The sequence below is a fragment of the Variovorax sp. PBS-H4 genome (assembly GCF_901827205.1).
Lineage (GTDB): Bacteria > Pseudomonadota > Gammaproteobacteria > Burkholderiales > Burkholderiaceae_C > Variovorax.
The window spans coordinates 4,307,728-4,325,382 of the sequence record NZ_LR594675.1 but is presented as its reverse complement, the minus strand read 5'-3'; the positions used below and the strand labels follow the sequence as shown (position 1 = coordinate 4,325,382).

General features: G+C 65.4%; 20 protein-coding genes and 1 tRNA gene. 16 read left to right on the top strand and 5 right to left on the bottom strand.

The features are described 5' to 3' along the window. Nucleotides 1-5 precede the first annotated feature (5 nt). On the top strand, nucleotides 6-494 hold the full coding sequence (locus E5CHR_RS20510) for a VOC family protein (RefSeq protein WP_162581553.1): 489 nt from the start codon (nucleotides 6-8) through the stop codon (nucleotides 492-494). A 4-nt stretch (nucleotides 495-498) separates the two neighbouring features. On the opposite strand, the gene E5CHR_RS20505 is transcribed toward E5CHR_RS20510, so the two are convergent. The 4 genes from E5CHR_RS20505 to E5CHR_RS20490 form a co-directional block, all read right to left on the bottom strand. After that, on the bottom strand, nucleotides 499-1,134 hold the full coding sequence (locus E5CHR_RS20505) for a LysE family translocator (RefSeq protein WP_162581552.1): 636 nt from the start codon (nucleotides 1,132-1,134) through the stop codon (nucleotides 499-501). Beyond that, nucleotides 1,131-1,760, bottom strand: a complete 630-nt coding sequence (locus E5CHR_RS20500; protein WP_162581551.1) for an RnfABCDGE type electron transport complex subunit B — start codon at nucleotides 1,758-1,760, stop codon at nucleotides 1,131-1,133. Before E5CHR_RS20500 ends, E5CHR_RS20505 begins: the two co-directional genes overlap by 4 nt. A gap of 15 nt (nucleotides 1,761-1,775) precedes the next feature. Then, nucleotides 1,776-3,188 (bottom strand): polyhydroxyalkanoate depolymerase, encoded by a 1,413-nt coding sequence (locus E5CHR_RS20495; RefSeq protein WP_162581550.1) that lies wholly within the window; start codon nucleotides 3,186-3,188, stop codon nucleotides 1,776-1,778. Between the two features lie 111 nt (nucleotides 3,189-3,299). Continuing rightward, on the bottom strand, nucleotides 3,300-4,496 hold the full coding sequence (locus tag E5CHR_RS20490) for an amino acid aminotransferase (RefSeq protein ID WP_162581549.1): 1,197 nt from the start codon (nucleotides 4,494-4,496) through the stop codon (nucleotides 3,300-3,302). Nucleotides 4,497-4,624: 128 nt separating this feature from the next. Between E5CHR_RS20490 and uvrB the strand changes: the two genes are divergently transcribed. From uvrB to E5CHR_RS20420, 14 genes are all read left to right on the top strand, one after another. Further along, the gene (uvrB, locus tag E5CHR_RS20485) at nucleotides 4,625-6,736 is read left to right on the top strand and encodes an excinuclease ABC subunit UvrB (RefSeq protein WP_162581548.1); all 2,112 of its coding nucleotides are present in this window, start codon (nucleotides 4,625-4,627) and stop codon (nucleotides 6,734-6,736) included. A gap of 242 nt (nucleotides 6,737-6,978) precedes the next feature. Then, a complete protein-coding gene (iscR, locus tag E5CHR_RS20480; protein ID WP_068672852.1) occupies nucleotides 6,979-7,515 on the top strand; it encodes a Fe-S cluster assembly transcriptional regulator IscR in 537 nt (178 codons plus the stop codon). Nucleotides 7,516-7,589: 74 nt separating this feature from the next. Further along, complete coding sequence (locus E5CHR_RS20475) at nucleotides 7,590-8,810, top strand: IscS subfamily cysteine desulfurase (RefSeq protein ID WP_162581547.1); 1,221 nt, start codon at nucleotides 7,590-7,592, stop codon at nucleotides 8,808-8,810. A 21-nt stretch (nucleotides 8,811-8,831) separates the two neighbouring features. Next, nucleotides 8,832-9,248, top strand: coding sequence for a Fe-S cluster assembly scaffold IscU (gene iscU, locus E5CHR_RS20470; protein WP_162581546.1), 417 nt, complete (start codon nucleotides 8,832-8,834; stop codon nucleotides 9,246-9,248). An 84-nt stretch (nucleotides 9,249-9,332) separates the two neighbouring features. Then, nucleotides 9,333-9,656: an iron-sulfur cluster assembly protein IscA gene (gene iscA, locus E5CHR_RS20465; RefSeq protein ID WP_026346233.1), complete on the top strand. Its 324-nt coding sequence runs from the start codon at nucleotides 9,333-9,335 to the stop codon at nucleotides 9,654-9,656. A gap of 64 nt (nucleotides 9,657-9,720) precedes the next feature. Then, the gene (gene hscB, locus E5CHR_RS20460) at nucleotides 9,721-10,239 is read left to right on the top strand and encodes a Fe-S protein assembly co-chaperone HscB (RefSeq protein ID WP_162581545.1); all 519 of its coding nucleotides are present in this window, start codon (nucleotides 9,721-9,723) and stop codon (nucleotides 10,237-10,239) included. 4 nt (nucleotides 10,240-10,243) lie between these two features. Beyond that, nucleotides 10,244-12,100 (top strand): Fe-S protein assembly chaperone HscA, encoded by a 1,857-nt coding sequence (gene hscA, locus E5CHR_RS20455; protein WP_162581544.1) that lies wholly within the window; start codon nucleotides 10,244-10,246, stop codon nucleotides 12,098-12,100. A gap of 8 nt (nucleotides 12,101-12,108) precedes the next feature. Beyond that, nucleotides 12,109-12,447: an ISC system 2Fe-2S type ferredoxin gene (gene fdx, locus E5CHR_RS20450; protein ID WP_162581543.1), complete on the top strand. Its 339-nt coding sequence runs from the start codon at nucleotides 12,109-12,111 to the stop codon at nucleotides 12,445-12,447. Further along, the gene (dnaQ, locus tag E5CHR_RS20445; protein WP_162581542.1) at nucleotides 12,447-13,166 is read left to right on the top strand and encodes a DNA polymerase III subunit epsilon; all 720 of its coding nucleotides are present in this window, start codon (nucleotides 12,447-12,449) and stop codon (nucleotides 13,164-13,166) included. Before fdx ends, dnaQ begins: the two co-directional genes overlap by 1 nt. Nucleotides 13,167-13,241: 75 nt before the next feature. Further along, nucleotides 13,242-13,316 (top strand) — tRNA-Val (locus E5CHR_RS20440). A 118-nt stretch (nucleotides 13,317-13,434) separates the two neighbouring features. Then, the gene (locus E5CHR_RS20435) at nucleotides 13,435-13,578 is read left to right on the top strand and encodes a stereocilin (protein WP_162581541.1); all 144 of its coding nucleotides are present in this window, start codon (nucleotides 13,435-13,437) and stop codon (nucleotides 13,576-13,578) included. A 27-nt stretch (nucleotides 13,579-13,605) separates the two neighbouring features. Beyond that, nucleotides 13,606-14,703 (top strand): NAD(P)/FAD-dependent oxidoreductase, encoded by a 1,098-nt coding sequence (locus E5CHR_RS20430; RefSeq protein ID WP_162581540.1) that lies wholly within the window; start codon nucleotides 13,606-13,608, stop codon nucleotides 14,701-14,703. 93 nt (nucleotides 14,704-14,796) lie between these two features. After that, a complete protein-coding gene (locus E5CHR_RS20425; RefSeq protein WP_162581539.1) occupies nucleotides 14,797-15,105 on the top strand; it encodes a DUF883 family protein in 309 nt (102 codons plus the stop codon). A gap of 33 nt (nucleotides 15,106-15,138) precedes the next feature. Then, nucleotides 15,139-15,825: a phage holin family protein gene (locus E5CHR_RS20420; RefSeq protein ID WP_162581538.1), complete on the top strand. Its 687-nt coding sequence runs from the start codon at nucleotides 15,139-15,141 to the stop codon at nucleotides 15,823-15,825. Nucleotides 15,826-15,835: 10 nt separating this feature from the next. Here E5CHR_RS20420 and E5CHR_RS20415 read toward each other — a convergent pair whose 3' ends face one another. Continuing rightward, complete coding sequence (locus E5CHR_RS20415; RefSeq protein ID WP_162581537.1) at nucleotides 15,836-16,903, bottom strand: quinone-dependent dihydroorotate dehydrogenase; 1,068 nt, start codon at nucleotides 16,901-16,903, stop codon at nucleotides 15,836-15,838. A 40-nt stretch (nucleotides 16,904-16,943) separates the two neighbouring features. Between E5CHR_RS20415 and rpiA the strand changes: the two genes are divergently transcribed. Beyond that, on the top strand, nucleotides 16,944-17,645 hold the full coding sequence (gene rpiA / locus E5CHR_RS20410; RefSeq protein ID WP_162581536.1) for a ribose-5-phosphate isomerase RpiA: 702 nt from the start codon (nucleotides 16,944-16,946) through the stop codon (nucleotides 17,643-17,645). Nucleotides 17,646-17,655: the final 10 nt, after the last annotated feature.

Below are 17,655 nucleotides of genomic sequence, written 5' to 3'. Positions count from 1 at the left end.
GTTGCATGACAACGTCACAAGAGCGCCCCTTCAAGGTGATGGGCATTCAGCAGATTGCGATCGGCGGGCCTGACAAGGCTCGGCTGCGAACGCTGTGGGTGGAGATGCTGGGCCTGGAAGTCACCGGCAATTTCAGCAGCGAGCGTGAGAACGTCGACGAGGACATCTGCGCGATCGGCAGCGGCCACTTCAAGGTCGAGGTGGATTTGATGCAGCCGCTGGACCCCGACAAGAAGCCCGCCGTGCACACCACGCCGCTCAACCACGTGGGCCTGTGGATCGACGACCTGCCCGCCGCGGTCGGCTGGCTCACGAGCCAGGGCGTGCGCTTCGCGGCGGGCGGGATTCGCAAGGGCGCCGCCGGCTTCGACATCTGCTTCATGCATCCCAAGGGCAACGAGGAGTTCCCGATCTCGGGCGAGGGGGTGCTAATCGAGCTGGTCCAGGCGCCACCCGAAGTCGTGGCGGCTTTCAGCGCGCTGGCTGCGGCCTGATGCTTCAGGCGGCAGGGCGCCGCCACACCGCCAGCGTTGCAGCGAGCAGCCACATGCCTGCGGCGCAGCCGCGGTTGAGCAGGCGCAGGCTGCGTCGCGAGAGCCAGCGCACGGCGTGCGTCCCGGCGGCGGCATACCCGAGCATGACGCAGCTGTCGATGCCGATGAAGATGGCGCCGAGCACCGCATACTGCGGCCCCTGCGGAGCGGCGGTGTCGATGAACTGGGGCAGGAATGCGGCGAAGAAGAGCAGGGTCTTCGGGTTGGAAAGCGCCACCGTGAGGCTGCGCAGGAAAGCGGTGCGCCTGTTCAGGGCGTTGGCCGGCGCTGCGGCGAGCGCCGCATGGATGTCGATCGGCTGACTGCGCCACATCTTGACGCCCAGCCAGACCAGGTACACGACGCCGGCAACGCGCATGGCGTTGAACAGCCACTCCGACGCGGCGAGCAGCGAACCGAGCCCCAACGCCACCACTGCAATCAGGACGGTGGCCCCGAGCGATGCGCCCACGACGCCGCAGGCGGCAGGGCGCATGCCGCCGGCGATGCCGTTGGACATCGCCAGCAGCATGGTGGGGCCGGGCGTGATCGCCAACGCTAAGGAGGCGACCAGGTAGACCACCAGGGTATCCGGTGTCATGGGCGTGCTTTGGGGTCGGTGCGGGAGTCCGCGGCAGCACGTGCGCGCGCCAGCGCGGCCTCGACGATCGCGCGCTTGCGATCGGGCGCAGCGGCCTCGGGGGGCGCGGCCGCAGACGGCTCGTCCTCCTTGCCTTGGCGGCGGCGGCAATGCGCCTCGTAGCGGCTGCGCGCCTGGTCCGCCTGTGCCTGCGACCAGGCTTGCCAGCCACGCTTCCCCGGGGTCGCCACTTCGAGCGTGATGCAGTCCACCGGGCAGACGGGGATGCAAAGCTCGCAGCCGGTGCAATGGGACTCGATGACGGTGTGCATGCGCTTGTGGATGCCCAGGATCGCGTCGGTCGGGCAGGCATCGAGGCACAGCGTGCAGCCGATGCACCATGCCTCGTCGATGACAGCCATCATGCGGGCGCCTTCGGTGCCGAACTGCGGGTCGATAGGTCGCAAGGGCTGGCCGGTCAGGCGCGACAGGCGTGCCACTCCTTCAGCGCCGCCCGGGGGGCATTGATCGATGCCGGCCTCATCTGCCGCGATCGCCGCGGCGTAGCCGGCGCAATCGGGATAGCCGCAGCGCGTGCACTGAGTCTGCGGCAGCGCGTCCAGGATGCGCCGGGTCAGCGCGTTCACTGGCCGATCCTCGTGCTATCGCGCAGCGCCGCGTGCGCGACGCGCGGGCGCGGACTTGCGGGCGACGGCGGGCTTCTTGGCCGCGGCGGCGACCTTGGTCTTCCTGGCTGAGGGGGCCTTGATCGTGTCTTCTGCAGACACGGTCGGTCGCCCGGCGCGCTTCTGGGGCTTGTCGTGGGCGGCGATGAAGGCTTTCACTTCGGGGTATACCTGGTCGCGCCAGCGGCGCCCGCTGAAGATGCCGTAGTGGCCCGCGCCCTTCACCTCGTAATGGCGCTGGTGTTCAGGCGGGATGCCCCTGCACAGGTCATGCGCGGCGCGCGTCTGGCCCGCGCCTGAGATGTCGTCCAGTTCGCCCTCGACGGTGAGCACACCGGTCGAATGAATATCCTGCGGACGAACGAGCTCTCGCGTGCCATCGGGACTTGTGACTTCCCAGGTGCCGTTGACGAGGTCGAACTCCTGGAACACGGTGCGGATGGTGTCCAGGTAGTAGTCGGCATCCATGTCGAGCACGGCGTTGTACTCGTCATAGAACTTGCGATGGGCCTCGGCGCTGGCGTCGTCGCCCTTGATCAGGTCCTTGAAGTAGTCGTAGTGGCTGCTTGCATGACGGTCCGGATTCATTGCGACGAAGCCCGTGTGCTGCAGGAAGCCGGGGTATACCCGCCGGCCGGCGCCCGGAAAGCCATCCGGAACGCGGTAGATCACGTTGTTCTCGAACCACTCGTAGCTCTTGTTCATCGCCAGGTTGTTGACTGCGGTAGGCGACTTGCGGGCGTCGATGGGGCCGCCCATCATGGTCAACGACAAAGGCACCTTCTCGCCACGGCTCGCCATCAGGGATACCGCCGCCAGCACCGGCACGGTCGGCTGGCAGACGCTGATCACATGGCAATTGCCGTACTCGTTCTGCAGGTGGCGAATGAAGTCCTCGATGTAGTTGACGTAGTCGTCGAGGCGGAACTCGCCGTCCGACAGCGGCACGAGGCGGGCATTGACCCAATCCGTGATGTAGACCTTGTGGTCCTGCAGCATGGTGCGAACCGTGTCGCGCAGCAGCGTGGCGTAGTGGCCGGACAGCGGCGCCACGATCAGGACCACGGGCTGGGCCTTGAGCGTCTGCAGGGTCTTGGGGTCGTCGGTGAAGCGCTTGAAGCGGCGCAGCTGGCAGAAGGGCTTGTCGATCTCGACGACCTCCTGGATGACCACGTCGTCACCGTCGACTTGCACCGTCTTGATGTCGAATTCCGGTTTCTCGTAGTCCTTGCCCAGTCGATAGAGCAGGTCGTAGCCGGCCGCCATGCGCTGCGCCAACGGGGTTTGGCCGAAGACACCGCCTTGGCCATAAAGCTTGGAAGCAGCTTGCGCGAAATCGGCGAACGGCTCCATGAGGGAGCGCTGTGCTTCGTAAAGGTGGTAGAGCATGGGAATGTCAACTGATGTTGCAATGCAATATATCAGTTGAGTGCCCGAATGTGCTAATTGTTCCGGGCAGAATTGCCCAGAACCGGGCGCGGGTGGCGCCCGGGCGAAATGTCACAGCACCTTGGAAATGCTCTGGCAGACGTAGTCGATGTTCTTGCTGTTGAGCGCAGCGACGCACATGCGGCCGGTGTCGGTGCCGTACACGCCAAACTCCTGGCGCAGGCGCACCATCTGGTCCTTGGTCAGGCCGGAATAGCTGAACATGCCGATCTGGTCCGTGATGAAGTGCATGTCCTGCTTCACGCCGGCAGCGGCCAGGCCATCGACCAGCTTGTGGCGCATCAGCTTGATGCGATCGCGCATTTCGCCGAGTTCCTTCTCCCAAAGGGTGCGCAGTTCCGGCGTGCCCAGCACGGTTGCAACCACGGCGCCGCCATGCGTTGGCGGGTTGCTGTAGTTGGTGCGGATGGCTATTTTGAGCTGGCTCAGCACACGGCCCGCTTCTTCCTTGCTCTCGCAGAGAACGGAAAGGGCGCCCACGCGCTCGCCGTAAAGGCTGAAACTCTTGGAGAACGACGTCGAGACGAAGAAGTTCAGGCCGGCGGCGACAAACTTGCCGATCGCCGCGCCGTCTTCCTGGATGCCATAGCCGAAGCCCTGGTAAGCCATGTCTAGGAAGGCGACCAGCTGCTTTTCCTTGACCGCCGTCACCACTTGGTCCCACTGGTCGGCGCGGATGTCGTAGCCCGTCGGGTTGTGGCAGCAGGCATGCAGCACGACGATGGTTCCCGCCGGCGCGGCGTTCAGCGCGCTCAGCATGCCGTCGAAATCGATGCCGCGCCTGGACGCGTCGTAGTACGGGTACTCCTCGACGACGAAGCCGGCGCTGGTGAAAAGGGCGCGGTGGTTCTCCCAGCTCGGGTTGCTGATCAGCACCTTGGCCTTGGGATTGAGTCTCTTGAGGAAATCGGCGCCAACCTTCAGCCCGCCCGTGCCGCCGATACCCTGGATGGTGGCGACGCGGCCGGCCTTGACAGGCTCGCTGCCGACGCCGAAGACCAAGCCTTTGACCGCTTCGTCGTATGCGGCGATGCCGTCGATGGGCAGGTAGCCGCGCGCCTTGGGTGCCTTGATCATGTCTTCCTCGACCGCCTGCACGCAGCGCAGCAGTGGGAGCTTGCCGTTGTCGTCGTAGTAGACGCCGACGCCGAGGTTGACCTTGTTGGGATTGGTGTCGGCGGCGAACTGCTCGTTGAGGCCCAGGATCGGGTCGCGCGGCGCCATCTCGACGGCGGTGAACATTGACATGAAAGAAGTCCTTTTATTGATGCGATCGGCGCCCGGCTGCCTCCGGGTTTGCGCCATGGCTCGCGGGTCGGGTAGCCTCACGAGTTCGCTTGAATTTTACCGGCCGAGCCGCACCTCTCCTGGACGCCATGCCTGAAATCACCGAAGTCATTCCAGATCGGCCCGGGGCCGAGCCCGTCGTCGGGCCCGTCAAGCCGGGCGAATTCATCCACTTCGCCGGCTCGCCCTTCGAGCTCTACCAGCCCTATCCTCCGGCGGGCGACCAGCCGGTGGCGATCGATGGCCTGGTGGAGGGCGTGCGTGACGGCGAGGTCTACCAGACGCTGCTGGGGGTCACCGGCTCTGGCAAGACCTTCACCATGGCCAACGTGATCGCCCGGCTTGGGCGTCCGGCGATCGTGTTTGCGCCCAACAAGACGCTGGCGGCCCAGCTCTACAGCGAGTTTCGCGAGTTCTTCCCGAAGAACGCGGTCGAATACTTCGTGAGCTACTACGACTACTACCAGCCCGAGGCCTACGTGCCGCAACGCGACCTGTTCATCGAAAAGGACAGTTCGATCAACGAGCACATCGAGCAGATGCGCCTGTCGGCCACCAAGAGCGTGCTGGAGCGCCGCGACACCGTGATCGTCGCCACCGTCAGCGCGATCTATGGCATCGGCACGCCCGAGGACTACACCCAGATGCGCTTCATCATGCGCACGGGCGACAAGATCGGCCAGCGCGACGTGATCTCGCGACTGATCCGCATGCAGTACACGCGCAACGAGCAGGACTTCGCGCGGGGTACCTTCCGGGTGCGGGGCGACACCATCGACGTGTTTCCGGCCGAGCACAGCGAACTCGCCATCCGCATCGAGCTCTTCGATGACGAGATCGAGACCTTGCAGCTTTTCGATCCGCTGACCGGGCGCATCCGGCAGAAGATCCCGCGCTTCACTGTCTATCCTTCGAGCCACTACGTGACGCCGCGCGACAAGGTTCTGACCGCTGTCGAGACCATCAAGCTCGAGCTCGACCAGCGGCTCAAGGAACTGGTGGCCGCGGGCAAGCTGGTGGAGGCTCAGCGGCTCGAGCAGCGCACCCGGTTCGACCTGGAGATGCTGGCCGAGATCGGACACTGCAAGGGCATCGAGAACTACACGCGCCATCTTTCCGGAGCGGCACCGGGCCAGCCGCCGGCCACGCTGACCGACTACCTGCCGAAGGACGCGATCATGTTCCTCGACGAGAGCCACCAGATGATCGGCCAGCTGGGCGGCATGTACAACGGCGACCGGGCGCGCAAGATCACGCTGGTCGAATATGGCTTTCGCCTGCCCTCGGCCTTGGACAACCGTCCACTCAAGTTCGACGAGTTCGAGACGCGCATGCGTCAATGCATCTTCGTGTCGGCCACGCCGGCGCAATACGAGATGGAGCATGCCGGCAACGTGGTCGAGCAACTGGTCCGGCCCACGGGTCTGATCGACCCGGAAGTCGAGGTCCGCCCCGCCACCCACCAGGTGGACGACGTGCTGCAGGAAATCCGCCTGCGCGTCGAGAAGAACGAGCGCGTCCTGATCACCACCTTGACCAAGCGCATGGCCGAGCAGCTGACCGACTACCTTGGAGACAACGGTGTCAAGGTGCGTTACCTGCACAGCGATATCGACACGGTCGAGCGCGTCGAGATCTTGCGCGACCTGCGGCTCGGTACCTTCGATGTGCTTGTCGGCATCAATCTTCTGCGCGAAGGCCTGGACATTCCCGAGGTTTCTTTGGTCGCGATCCTCGATGCCGACAAGGAAGGCTTCCTGCGCGCCGAACGCTCGCTGATCCAGACCATCGGCCGCGCCGCCCGCAACATGAACGGCAAGGCGATCCTTTACGCCGACCGCATGACCGAGTCGATGAAGAAGGCCATCGGCGAGACCGAACGGCGCCGGGCGCGGCAGATCGCCTACAACCAGGCCCACGGCATCACGCCGCGCAGCATCGTCAAGCAGGTCCGCGATCTGATCGACGGCGTGTACAGCGAGAAGTCGGGCAAGGAGGCCGCCAAGCTCGAGCTCGAGCGCGCCAAGGTCGAGGACATGTCGGAAAAGGACGTTGCGCGGGAGATCAAGCGGTTGGAAAAGCTGATGCTCGAGCACGCGCGCAACCTCGAATTCGAAAAGGCGGCGCGGGTGCGCGACCAATTGGCGCAGCTGCGGGAGCAGGCCTTCGGCGCGCCGGGCAAGGACAACATCGCCCTCTGACCGCGCCGCGGGAGCACCCCGCCGCCAGCCCTCACGGCCTGCAATCGGGTTTACCCGAGCAGACTTGAGGGCTATCTGTTATAGTTGACAGAAATAGTCAGGCAAAAAGAACTTCGCGATGAAGAACCGGCTCCCACCGTTGGAACAACGGCGGAAGTGGGTCGGGAAGGGCGGAGACGGCGTCACCAAAGCCCACAACGCCAAGGTGTCTTTTCAACGGTAAGCACTCAAAGGAGCTTGCGATGCGTCTCACAACCAAAGGCCGTTTTGCGGTCACAGCCATGATCGATCTGGCATTGCGCCAGAACACCGGTCCGGTCACGCTGGCCGCAATCAGCCAGCGGCAGCAGATTTCGCTGTCGTATCTCGAGCAGCTCTTCGGCAAGCTACGCCGGCACGAACTGGTCGAGTCGACCCGAGGCCCCGGCGGCGGTTATTCGCTGGGTCGCAAGGCTTCCGAAATTACCGTAGCCGACATCATTGTTTCCGTCGACGAACCGATCGACGCCACGCAATGCGGCGGCAAGGAAAATTGCCTGGGCGAGGCCGGCCGTTGCATGACGCACGAGCTCTGGGCTTCGCTGAACCAGCGCATGGTCGAGTTCCTCGATTCGGTCACCCTGCAAAAACTGGTGGACGACCAGATCGCCAAGGGTGTGCAGATCGAGAACAAGCCGGCCGTCAAGCGGGCGATCTCGAGCCAGCCGGTGGTAAAGCCCATCCGGGTCAACGCGCCGAATTCGGTCTTCGCCCTCGGCAACGCCTTCGCCAAATCCTGACCCGCCGGCGCCGCATGGCGCCGCGTCGAAGATTTCCTCAGAGAACGTCAACCCCACGCCAGCCCGAGCCAGCCATGGATGTCACTCCCCATTTTCCGATCTACCTCGACTACGGCGCGACGACGCCGGTCGACCCGCGCGTCGTCGACGCGATGATTCCCTGGTTGCGCGAGCACTTCGGCAATCCGGCATCACGCAGCCACGCATGGGGCTGGGAGGCGGAGGAGGCGGTGGAGAAGGCGCGCACTGAAGTGGCCGAGCTGATCGGCGCCGATCCGCGCGAAATCGTCTGGACCTCCGGCGCCACCGAGTCGAACAACCTGGCGCTCAAGGGCGCAGCCCATTTCTACAAGGGCAAGGGCAAGCACCTGATCACGGTGAAGACCGAGCACAAGGCGGTGCTCGACACCATGCGCGAGCTCGAACGCCAGGGCTTCGAGGTGACCTACCTGGATGTCCAGGAAGACGGCCTGCTCGACCTTGACGCCTTCAAGGCAGCCATACGCCCGGACACCATCCTCGCGAGCGTGATGTTCGTGAACAACGAGATCGGCGTGATCCAGGACGTCGTGGCTTTGGGCACGATCTGCCGCGAGAAGGGCGTGATCTTCCACGTCGACGCGGCGCAGGCCACCGGCAAGGTCGACATTGACGTCAAGACGCTCCCGATCGACCTCATGAGCCTGGCTTCGCACAAGACGTACGGGCCCAAAGGCATCGGCGCGCTGTACGTGCGCCGCAAGCCGCGCGTTCGGCTGGAGGCCCAGATGCACGGCGGCGGCCATGAGCGCGGCATGCGCTCCGGCACCCTGCCCACGCACCAGATCGTCGGGATGGGCGAGGCCTTCCGCATCGCCAGGCTCGAGATGAAAGAGGACATTGCCAAGGCTCGGGCCCTGCAGCAGCGCCTGCTCGACGGCCTCAAGGATGTCGAGCAGGTCTTCATCAACGGCGACCTGGAGCACCGCGTCCCGCACAACCTCAACATGAGCTTCAACTATGTCGAGGGCGAGTCGCTGATCATGGGCATCAAGGGTCTGGCGGTGTCCAGCGGCTCGGCCTGCACCTCGGCCAGTCTGGAGCCCAGCTATGTGCTGCGCGCGCTCGGCCGCAGCGATGAGCTCGCGCACAGCAGCCTGCGCATGACCATTGGCCGCTTCACCACGGAGGAAGAGATCGACTACGCGGTCTCGACCATCAAGCACAACGTCGCCAAGCTCCGTGAACTGAGCCCGCTCTGGGAGATGTTCAAGGACGGCATCGATATCAGCACGATCCAGTGGTCGGCGCATTGAACAAAGACTGAGAGGTACCCCATGGCATATTCATCCAAGGTCATTGACCACTATGAAAACCCCCGCAACGTCGGTTCCTTCGAAAAGGGCGACGACTCGGTGGGCACGGGCATGGTCGGCGCGCCGGCGTGCGGCGACGTCATGAAGTTGCAGATCAAGGTCAATCCCGAAACGGGCGTCATCGAAGACGCGCGCTTCAAGACCTACGGCTGCGGCTCGGCGATCGCTTCTTCCTCGCTGGTGACCGAGTGGGTCAAGGGCAAGACGCTCGACGAGGCGGCTGCGCTCAAGAACGCGCAGATCGCCGAAGAGCTGGCGCTGCCGCCAGTCAAGATCCATTGCTCGATCCTTGCGGAAGACGCCATCAAGGCGGCTGTCAACGACTACAAGGCCAAGCGCGGCGTTGCCGCGGCGACGACCACGGAAGCCGCTCACTGATATGCCCCCCACGCTCATCACTTCGTGTATCGCTGCCCCCGAGGGGGCGCTCAATGCCCTTCGGGCGGCCGGGCGGGGCCTGACATGGCTGTGACCCTGACCGAAGCTGCCGCGCGCCACGTGACCCGCTACCTCGGCAAGCGAGGCAAGGGGGTGGGCGTTCGGCTGGGAGTGAAGACCACGGGCTGTTCGGGCCTGGCCTACAAGCTCGAGTACGTGGACGAACTGGCGCCTGAAGACGTGGTCTTCGAGGACCATGGCGTGAAAGTGCTGGTCGACCCCAAGAGCCTCGCCTACATCGACGGCACGCAGCTGGATTTCGTGCGCGAGGGGCTGAACGAGGGTTTCAAGTTCAACAACCCGAACGAGCGCGACCGCTGCGGCTGCGGCGAAAGCTTCCGTATCTGACATTTCACCGGCTTCCCGTCCAAGCCGCCACCACCCGGTCATGGGCTGGCGGCTTTTTGACGCCATGAACCTGAACGACACCGATTTCGAACTCTTCGCCGTGCCGGCGAGCTTTGCCCAGGACCGCGCCGTGCTCGATGCGCGGTGGAAGGAATTGCAGCGCGAGGCGCATCCCGACCGGTTCGCAGCCCAGGGCACCGCGGCGCAGCGGGTGGCCATGCAGTGGTCGGTGCGCATCAACGAGGCCTACCAGCGGCTGAAGGACCCCGTCAGGCGCGCGGGCTATCTGTGCACGCTGAACGGTCATCCCATCGATGCGGAGAAGAACACGGCGATGCCGCCCGAGTTCCTGATCCAGCAAATGGAATGGCGCGAGGAGCTCGACGAGGCGCGCGACGCTGCCGCCTTCAGCAAGCTGCGCGCGGAGGTCGATGCCGGGCGCGCCCGCGCGCTCTCTTCGCTGGAGTGCCTGATCGACGTAAAGGGCGACCATGCCGAGGCCGCGAAGCAGGTGAGAGCCCTCATGTTCATCGAGCGCTTTGCAGAGGACATCGAAGCCAAGTCGGAAGCGTGGGGACAATAGAGCCATGGCATTGCTGCAGATTTCAGAACCTGGTCAGGCGCCCGATCCGCACCGGCGCCGCATCGCCGTTGGTATCGACCTCGGGACCACGCACTCGCTGGTGGCTGCCGTACGCAACGGGGTGGCCGAGTGCCTGCCCGACGCCGAGGGACGCGTGCTGCTCCCGTCGGCAGTGCGCTACCTCGACAAGGACCGCCGGCGGATCGGCTTCGAGGCGTTGGCTGCGCGCACGGCCGATCCGTCCAATGTCATCACCTCGGTGAAGCGCCTGATGGGACGCGGGGTGCAGGATGTTGGCAATCGCGATGCGATGGCATACAGGCTGGGAGGCGATGCAGGCATGGTCCAGGTGCAAACCGCAGCCGGCTCCAAGTCGCCTGTCGAGGTGAGTGCCGATATCCTGGCGACCCTGCGCTATCGCGCCGAGGACACCTTCGACGAGGAGCTCTACGGCGCCGTGATCACCGTGCCGGCCTATTTCGACGAAGGGCAGCGCCAGGCCACCAAGGATGCGGCGCAACTTGCCGGCATCAACCTTCTGCGGCTGATCAGCGAGCCCACTGCGGCGGCGATTGCCTATGGCCTGGACAACGCCAGCGAGGGCGTCTATGCGGTCTACGATCTCGGTGGCGGCACGTTCGACATCTCGATCTTGCGCCTGACGCAAGGCGTGTTCGAGGTCATCGCCACTGGTGGCGACTCCGCACTTGGCGGGGACGACTACGACCACGTGCTGGCGGGTTTCGCGTTGGCGCAGAGCGGGTTCGAGGCCCGAGGCGATGCGGACAAGGCCGCGCTGCTCGTTGCGGCGCGTGCCACGAAGGAAGCTCTGACTGCCGCAGACACGGCAACCTTCTCGGCCGACCTGGCAGACCACAAGCTGCAGTTGGAGGTCTCGCGCGCGCAGTTCGAAGCCGCGACCGCAAGCCTGACCGCACGCACCATCGTTGCCGTGCGCAAGGCGCTGCGTGACGCTCGGCTGCAACCAGCCGACCTGCAGGGCGCCGTGCTGGTCGGCGGGGCGACGCGCATGCCGCAGATTCGGCGCGCGGTGGCCGAGCTCTTCGGCCGCGAGCCGTTGACCAACCTGAACCCCGACGAGGTCGTTGCGCTGGGCGCTGCGATCCAGGCGAACCAACTGGCGGGTAATGGCGGTGCCGACGATCTGCTCCTGCTCGACGTGATTCCGCTGTCGCTCGGCATCGAGACGATGGGCGGACTTGTCGAGCGCATCGTTCCGCGCAACCAGACCATTCCGACCGCAATGGCGCAGGACTTCACGACCTACCAGGATGGCCAGACTGCGCTGGCGCTGCACGTCGTGCAGGGCGAGCGCGATCTCGTCTCGGATTGCCGCAGTCTTGCGCGCTTCGAGCTGCGCGGCATTCCGCCGATGACCGCAGGTGCAGCGCGCATCCGCGTCACCTTCACTGTCGATGCCGATGGCCTGCTCAGCGTCAGCGCCAGGGAACAGGGCAGCGGCGTGGAGGCGAGCGTCACGGTCAAACCTTCCTATGGCCTGTCCGACGACCAGATCGCAACCATGCTGCAGGACAGCTTCTCCACTGCGCAGCAGGACATGCAGGCACGTGCGCTAGTCGAGGCTCGCGTGGACGCCGATCGCATGCTGCTGGCCACGCAGAGCGCACTCGATGCCGACGGCGACCTGCTCGATGCCGGGAGCCGCGAGGCCATCGAAGCACTGATGGACGGGCTGCGCGCGGCACGCTCGGCCGATGATGCGGCCGTCGTCGAAGCTGCGACCCAGGCCCTGGCCGACGGCACCGAAGCCTTTGCCGCGCAGCGGATGAATGCGGGCATTGCCCGCGCTCTTTCGGGCCGGCAGATCGAATCCCTCTAGAAGCCTCAATGCCGACCATCAAGATCCTCCCCCACGCCGAATACTGTCCAGAGGGCGCTGAAATCAGCGCGCCTGCCGGCACCTCGATCTGCGAGGCGCTGCTCGAGAATCACATCAACATCGAGCATGCCTGCGAAATGAGCTGCGCCTGCACCACCTGCCACGTGATCGTGCGCAAGGGTTTTGAATCGCTCAACGAAGCGGAGGAGGGCGAGGAAGACCTGCTCGATCGTGCTTGGGGGCTGGAGCCGCAATCGCGGCTCAGCTGCCAGGCGATACTCGCGCAGAGCGATCTCACCGTCGAGATCCCCAAGTACTCGATCAATCACGCCAAAGAAAACCACTGATGACGCGCCAAATCGTTCTCGACACCGAAACCACGGGCCTTTCGGCCGAGAACGGCGACCGCATCATCGAACTGGGGTGCGTGGAGCTGTTCAATCGCAAGCTCACCGGCAACGACCTGCACATCTACTTCAATCCGGAGCGCGAGAGCCATGAGGATGCGCTCAAGGTACACGGACTGACGACCGACTTTTTGCGCGACAAGCCCAAGTTCGCGGTGCTGGCGAACGACATCGTCGAGTACCTGCGCGATGCCGAGCTGATCATCCACAACGCGGCTTTCGACGTCGGCTTCCTCGACAAGGAGTTCGAGCGGGCTGGCCTGCCCCCGCTGCGCAGCTTTGTCGGCGACGTGACCGACACGCTGGCATTGGCGAAGGCGGTCTACCCCGGCAAGCGCAATTCGCTCGATGCGCTGTGCGACCGCTTCGGGGTCGACCGTTCGAATCGAACCTTCCACGGCGCCAAGCTGGATGCGCAGCTGCTGGCGGACGTCTACATCAATCTGACGCGCGGCCAGGACGCGCTGCTCATCGACATCGTGGCCAACGAGCCGGTGCAGGGCGCCGTCGTGATGGTCGACCTGCGCAGCTTCATCTTGCCGGTGCTGACGGCTGCCGATCACGAACTGGCAGCCCACGAAGAGCTGCTGCTGCAGCTCGACAAGGCCAGCAATGGCCGGACGATCTTTCGGCAAGCGGCCGAAAACGCTGTGGCATAATCGCAGGCTTCGCGCCAAGCGGCGCTGAAAAAATCCACCCGGTACGATGCGCAGTCGCCGTCGTCGTGTCGGGAGGGGCGGTTAGCTCAGGGGTAGAGCACAGCATTCACACTGCTGGGGTCGGAGGTTCGAAGCCTCCACCGCCCACCAACTTCCTTTCTCCTCATCCTTTCTGCTGGCGTGTCGGCCGGTACCGACGCACACTGCGGCTGCGCACCGCTTGTCTCGCGCGCAAGCCCTTGTAGAACGGCAATGAAAGGAGAAGGCCATGGCCACCAGCCCCGATCTTCCGCAGCCCATCACCTCAGACCCGCCCGATGTGCCGGACCTGCCGGTGGAGCCCGACGAGGGCCCCGCCGCTCCGCCCGAGCCGGTCGATCCGGAGAAGCCGTTCTCGAACCAACCGAAGTAAGGATTGCGGGCCGGCTAAGCTCGCGGCATGGACGAAATCGATTGCGCCGTCATTGGTGCGGGGGTGGTGGGGTTGGCGGTCGCGCGGGCACTTGCGCTCGCTGGCCGCGAGGTGATCGTGCTGGAAGCCGAGGGCGGCATCGGCACCGGCACGAGTTCACGCAACAGCGAGGTGATCCACGCTGGCATCTACTATCCGAAGGGCTCGCTCAAGGCGCGCTTGTGCGTCGAGGGCAAGCAGATGCTGTACGAGTACCTGGCGCAGCGGGATTTGCCGCATCGCCGTTGCGGCAAATTGATCGTGGCCACGGCGCCGGAGCAGGTTCCAGAATTGAAAATCATCGCCGGCAAGGCTGCCGCCAATGGTGTTGATGACCTGACCATGCTGACACGCGAGCAGGCACGGGCGATGGAGCCGCAGCTCGAGTGCGTCGCCGCGCTGCACTCGCCGAGTACAGGTATCGTCGACAGCCATGCGTTGATGCTGAGCTTGCAAGGTGATCTAGAGGGCGCTGGCGGCATGTTGGCGCTCAAATCGCCAGTGGCTCGCGCCCAATGCGGCGAGGGTGCCATCGTGCTCGTCGCGGAAGACGGCACCGCACTGCGCTGCCGCAGCGTCGTCAATGCGGCCGGCCTGCTCGCGCCGGCCCTTGCGCGGCGCTTCGAAGGGCTGCCTGCGAGCACCATTCCCCCGTCCTTTTTCGCCAAGGGCAACTACTTCACGCTGGCGGGTCGTGCGCCGTTCAGCCGCCTGATCTACCCCGTGCCAGAAGCTGCCGGGCTGGGCGTGCATCTGACACTCGACCTTGGTGGACAGGCCAAGTTCGGCCCCGATGTCGAGTGGGTCGACTCGCCGGGCGATCTGGTCGTCGACCCGCGGCGCGGCGAAGGTTTCTATGCCGAGGTTCGAAAGTACTGGCCGGCCTTGGCCGACGGAGCGCTCGTAGCAGGCTATGCCGGCATCCGGCCCAAGATCTCCGGCCCGGGGGAGCCGGCGCGGGATTTCCTGATCGAAGGGCCTGCGGTGCACGGCGTCGCGGGGCTGGTCAATCTCTTTGGGATCGAGTCCCCGGGGCTCACCAGCAGTCTCGCCATCGCACGCCATGTGGCGTCTTTGCTGCCCTAGGCCCATGAGGGCATGTACCATGGGACGCCACGCCGCCACCCGGCGTGAAGTCGCCGGCGCGGTGCCGGCCGAATTCACAGAGGGAAGATTTCAATGACTGCATCCTCCAACCTCGAAGCGGCGGCGAATGCCGTGGCAGAAGACATTGCCAGCGACGTCCGTGGCGTGCTCTCCAGCAAGGAACTCGACACCTTGCCGCACATCAAGGCCCTGCGCCAGCGCATCGACAGCAAGCTCGCGATTGCGCGTGAACTCGCCGCCGAGAAGAGCAAGCTTGCGGCCAAGAAGGCGCGCGAGGCAGCCAGCACGGCCAACGCCTACGCCCACGACGAACCTTGGCAGATCGCCGGCGCCGCCCTGGCGGTCGGCGTGCTGGTGGGGCTGCTGATTGGCCGCCGCTGAGCGCGGGCCATCCGGGTGCGGGAGACGGCCCGAATGAGACTGCTGTCCTTGTTTGGACTTGATCGGCGTTTGCGCCGGCTGCGCATCGCTGCCGGAGAGGGCGCCCTGGCTGCCGAGGACCGTGCAAAGCTGCTGAAGCTGGCATGGGACGAGGAGCGACAACGATTGCGCCTGGTATTGGGCTTGAGCCTTGCCGTGATCGGGCTGACGACCGTGACAGTGGCGCTGCTGTCGGTCGCCGTCGTCGTGCATTTCTGGGACACGCCGAGCCGCGTCCCCGCTGCCTGGGCGGTGGCTGGGGTCTGGCTCGCGTTATGGCTGGTGGCTGCCGTCGCGCTGATGAACACGCTGCGGCGAGCCTCTACTGCCTTCGAACCGGCGTTGCGTGAATTCGAGCGCGATTGGGAATGGGTGCAGGCGCATTTCCATGCGAGCCATGAGGATGCGGACTCCTCGCGCGAGCCACGGCCTCTCAGCCGCGAGGAACTCCTGGCGCGCATCGCTCGCCAGCGGGCGCGGATCGCGACGCTCGAGAGCGCAGCGTCAGAGGCCGCAGAGCCCGCGCCGGACGAGCCTGCCAGCGCCGTCGCGGTGCGGATGGCACGCGAGCACCCCGTCGCGACCGGCGCATTGGCGGCTGCGGCTGCCGTGGTGATCGGGCCGCGTCGCCTGCTGCGCTGGGCTGTGGTGATCGGTCCCGTGCTGTGGCGAATGCGCTGAACGCCGACGCTCAGCGGCTGCGGCGGTGCAGTGCCTGGGCCGCCTCTCGCACCAGCGCAGGCCCCTTGTAGATCAGGCCGGTGTAGATCTGCACGAGGTCGGCGCCGGCCGCGATCTTGGCCTCGGCGTCGGCCCCGCTGAGCACCCCGCCGACCCCGATGATCGGGAAATCGGCGCCAAGGGCAGATCGCAGCTGGCCGATCACCCGGTTGCTGGCTTCTCGGACCGGCGCTCCCGAGAGTCCGCCGGCCTCGTCCGCATGCGGCAGCCCGGCGACGGCTTCGCGTGCCAGCGTGGTATTGGTGGCGATCACGCCATCCATGCCGTGGCGGCGCAGCGTGGCGGCAATCACCTGTACCTGCGCTTCCTCGAGATCCGGCGCAATTTTCACGAACAGCGGCACCCGCCTGCCGTGGCGCTGCGCCAGTGCCTCGCGCTTGTCGGCCACGGCGCCGAGCAGTGCATCGAGCGCCTCGTCGCTCTGCAGCGATCGCAGGTTGGCGGTGTTGGGGCTGGAAATGTTGATCGTCACATAGTCCGCATGCGGATACACGCCGTCCAGGCAGACCAGGTAGTCGTCCACTGCGCGTTCGATCGGCGTGGCGGCGTTCTTGCCGATGTTGAGGCCCAGCAGCATCGGCGCCTTGTCGGCCCGGCGCCGGAAGCGCGCGCGCTGCACATTCGCTATGAAGGCGTGAAGGCCTTCGTTGTTGAAACCCAGCCTGTTGATGAGGGCGTTGCGCTGCGGCAACCTGAACATGCGCGGCTTGGGATTGCCGGGTTGGCCCTTCGGCGTGACAGTGCCGACTTCGACGAAGCCGAAGCCCATGGCAGCGAAGGCGTCGATGCAGCGGGCATTCTTGTCGAGCCCGGCAGCGAGACCGATCCGGTTCGGAAAGCGCAGCCCGGCCAGCGTCAATCGGTCATCGACCCGGGGGGCGGCGTACGCGCAGGCGAGCGGCGTGTTCTGCGTGCGCGCCAGCGCATCGAGTGTCAGCTCGTGCGCGTGCTCGGGGTCGAAACCGAAGAGGAAAGGTCGGGCGAGCGTGTAAAGCGAGGAGGGCAGCAGCAGGGACATCGGATAATTGCGGGCTTCGTCAGCCCAAGGATTGTCCCCGATGATTTCCAACGCTTCCGCTCCGGCGCCGTCCCAGGATGAGCAGAAGGCGCAGGTTGGCCGCGCAGCCCTCGCCCACGTGGGCAGGGGAGACATCGTCGGCGTCGGCACCGGCTCCACCGTCAACAAGTTCATCGAGGCGCTAGCCACCATCAAGGACGACATCCGTGGCGCGGTGTCCAGCTCGGTGGCATCGACCGAGCGCCTGCGGGCCCTGGGCATCACGGTCTTCGACAGCAACGATGTCGAGGAGCTCGCCGTCTACATCGACGGCGCCGACGAGATCGACGGGCGCGGCTACATGATCAAGGGCGGGGGCGCAGCGCTGACGCGCGAAAAGATCGTCGCGGCGCAATCCCGGCGGTTCATCTGCATCGCCGACGCCTCCAAGCGCGTGAACACCCTGGGCGCCTTCCCACTGCCGGTGGAGGTGATCCCGATGGCGGCACGGCGCGTGATTCGCCAGTTTGCCCGGCTCGGCGGCGTGGCCCAGGTGCGTCAAAAGGACGCTGCCCCGCTCGTGACCGACAACGGCCAGCACATCATCGACGTGACGGGCCTGCGAATCACTGATCCGCTGGGCTTCGAATCCGAGGTGAATCAATGGCCCGGCGTGGTGACCGTCGGCGTCTTCGCGCATCAGCGCGCCAATATCTGCCTCCTGGGCACGGCATCCGGCGTGCAGACGCTGCGCTTCGACTGAGCGCTGCGGC

Coding starts and splice junctions, on each gene's coding strand:
- E5CHR_RS20510 (WP_162581553.1), top strand. CDS start 6: ATGACAACGTCACAAGAGCGCCCCTTCAAGGTGATGGGCATTCAGCAG.
- E5CHR_RS20505 (WP_162581552.1), bottom strand. CDS start 1,134: ATGACACCGGATACCCTGGTGGTCTACCTGGTCGCCTCCTTAGCGTTG.
- E5CHR_RS20495 (WP_162581550.1), bottom strand. CDS start 3,188: ATGCTCTACCACCTTTACGAAGCACAGCGCTCCCTCATGGAGCCGTTC.
- E5CHR_RS20490 (WP_162581549.1), bottom strand. CDS start 4,496: ATGTCAATGTTCACCGCCGTCGAGATGGCGCCGCGCGACCCGATCCTG.
- uvrB (WP_162581548.1), top strand. CDS start 4,625: ATGCCTGAAATCACCGAAGTCATTCCAGATCGGCCCGGGGCCGAGCCC.
- iscR (WP_068672852.1), top strand. CDS start 6,979: ATGCGTCTCACAACCAAAGGCCGTTTTGCGGTCACAGCCATGATCGAT.
- E5CHR_RS20475 (WP_162581547.1), top strand. CDS start 7,590: ATGGATGTCACTCCCCATTTTCCGATCTACCTCGACTACGGCGCGACG.
- iscU (WP_162581546.1), top strand. CDS start 8,832: ATGGCATATTCATCCAAGGTCATTGACCACTATGAAAACCCCCGCAAC.
- iscA (WP_026346233.1), top strand. CDS start 9,333: ATGGCTGTGACCCTGACCGAAGCTGCCGCGCGCCACGTGACCCGCTAC.
- hscB (WP_162581545.1), top strand. CDS start 9,721: ATGAACCTGAACGACACCGATTTCGAACTCTTCGCCGTGCCGGCGAGC.
- hscA (WP_162581544.1), top strand. CDS start 10,244: ATGGCATTGCTGCAGATTTCAGAACCTGGTCAGGCGCCCGATCCGCAC.
- fdx (WP_162581543.1), top strand. CDS start 12,109: ATGCCGACCATCAAGATCCTCCCCCACGCCGAATACTGTCCAGAGGGC.
- dnaQ (WP_162581542.1), top strand. CDS start 12,447: ATGACGCGCCAAATCGTTCTCGACACCGAAACCACGGGCCTTTCGGCC.
- E5CHR_RS20435 (WP_162581541.1), top strand. CDS start 13,435: ATGGCCACCAGCCCCGATCTTCCGCAGCCCATCACCTCAGACCCGCCC.
- E5CHR_RS20430 (WP_162581540.1), top strand. CDS start 13,606: ATGGACGAAATCGATTGCGCCGTCATTGGTGCGGGGGTGGTGGGGTTG.
- E5CHR_RS20425 (WP_162581539.1), top strand. CDS start 14,797: ATGACTGCATCCTCCAACCTCGAAGCGGCGGCGAATGCCGTGGCAGAA.
- E5CHR_RS20420 (WP_162581538.1), top strand. CDS start 15,139: ATGAGACTGCTGTCCTTGTTTGGACTTGATCGGCGTTTGCGCCGGCTG.
- E5CHR_RS20415 (WP_162581537.1), bottom strand. CDS start 16,903: ATGTCCCTGCTGCTGCCCTCCTCGCTTTACACGCTCGCCCGACCTTTC.
- rpiA (WP_162581536.1), top strand. CDS start 16,944: ATGATTTCCAACGCTTCCGCTCCGGCGCCGTCCCAGGATGAGCAGAAG.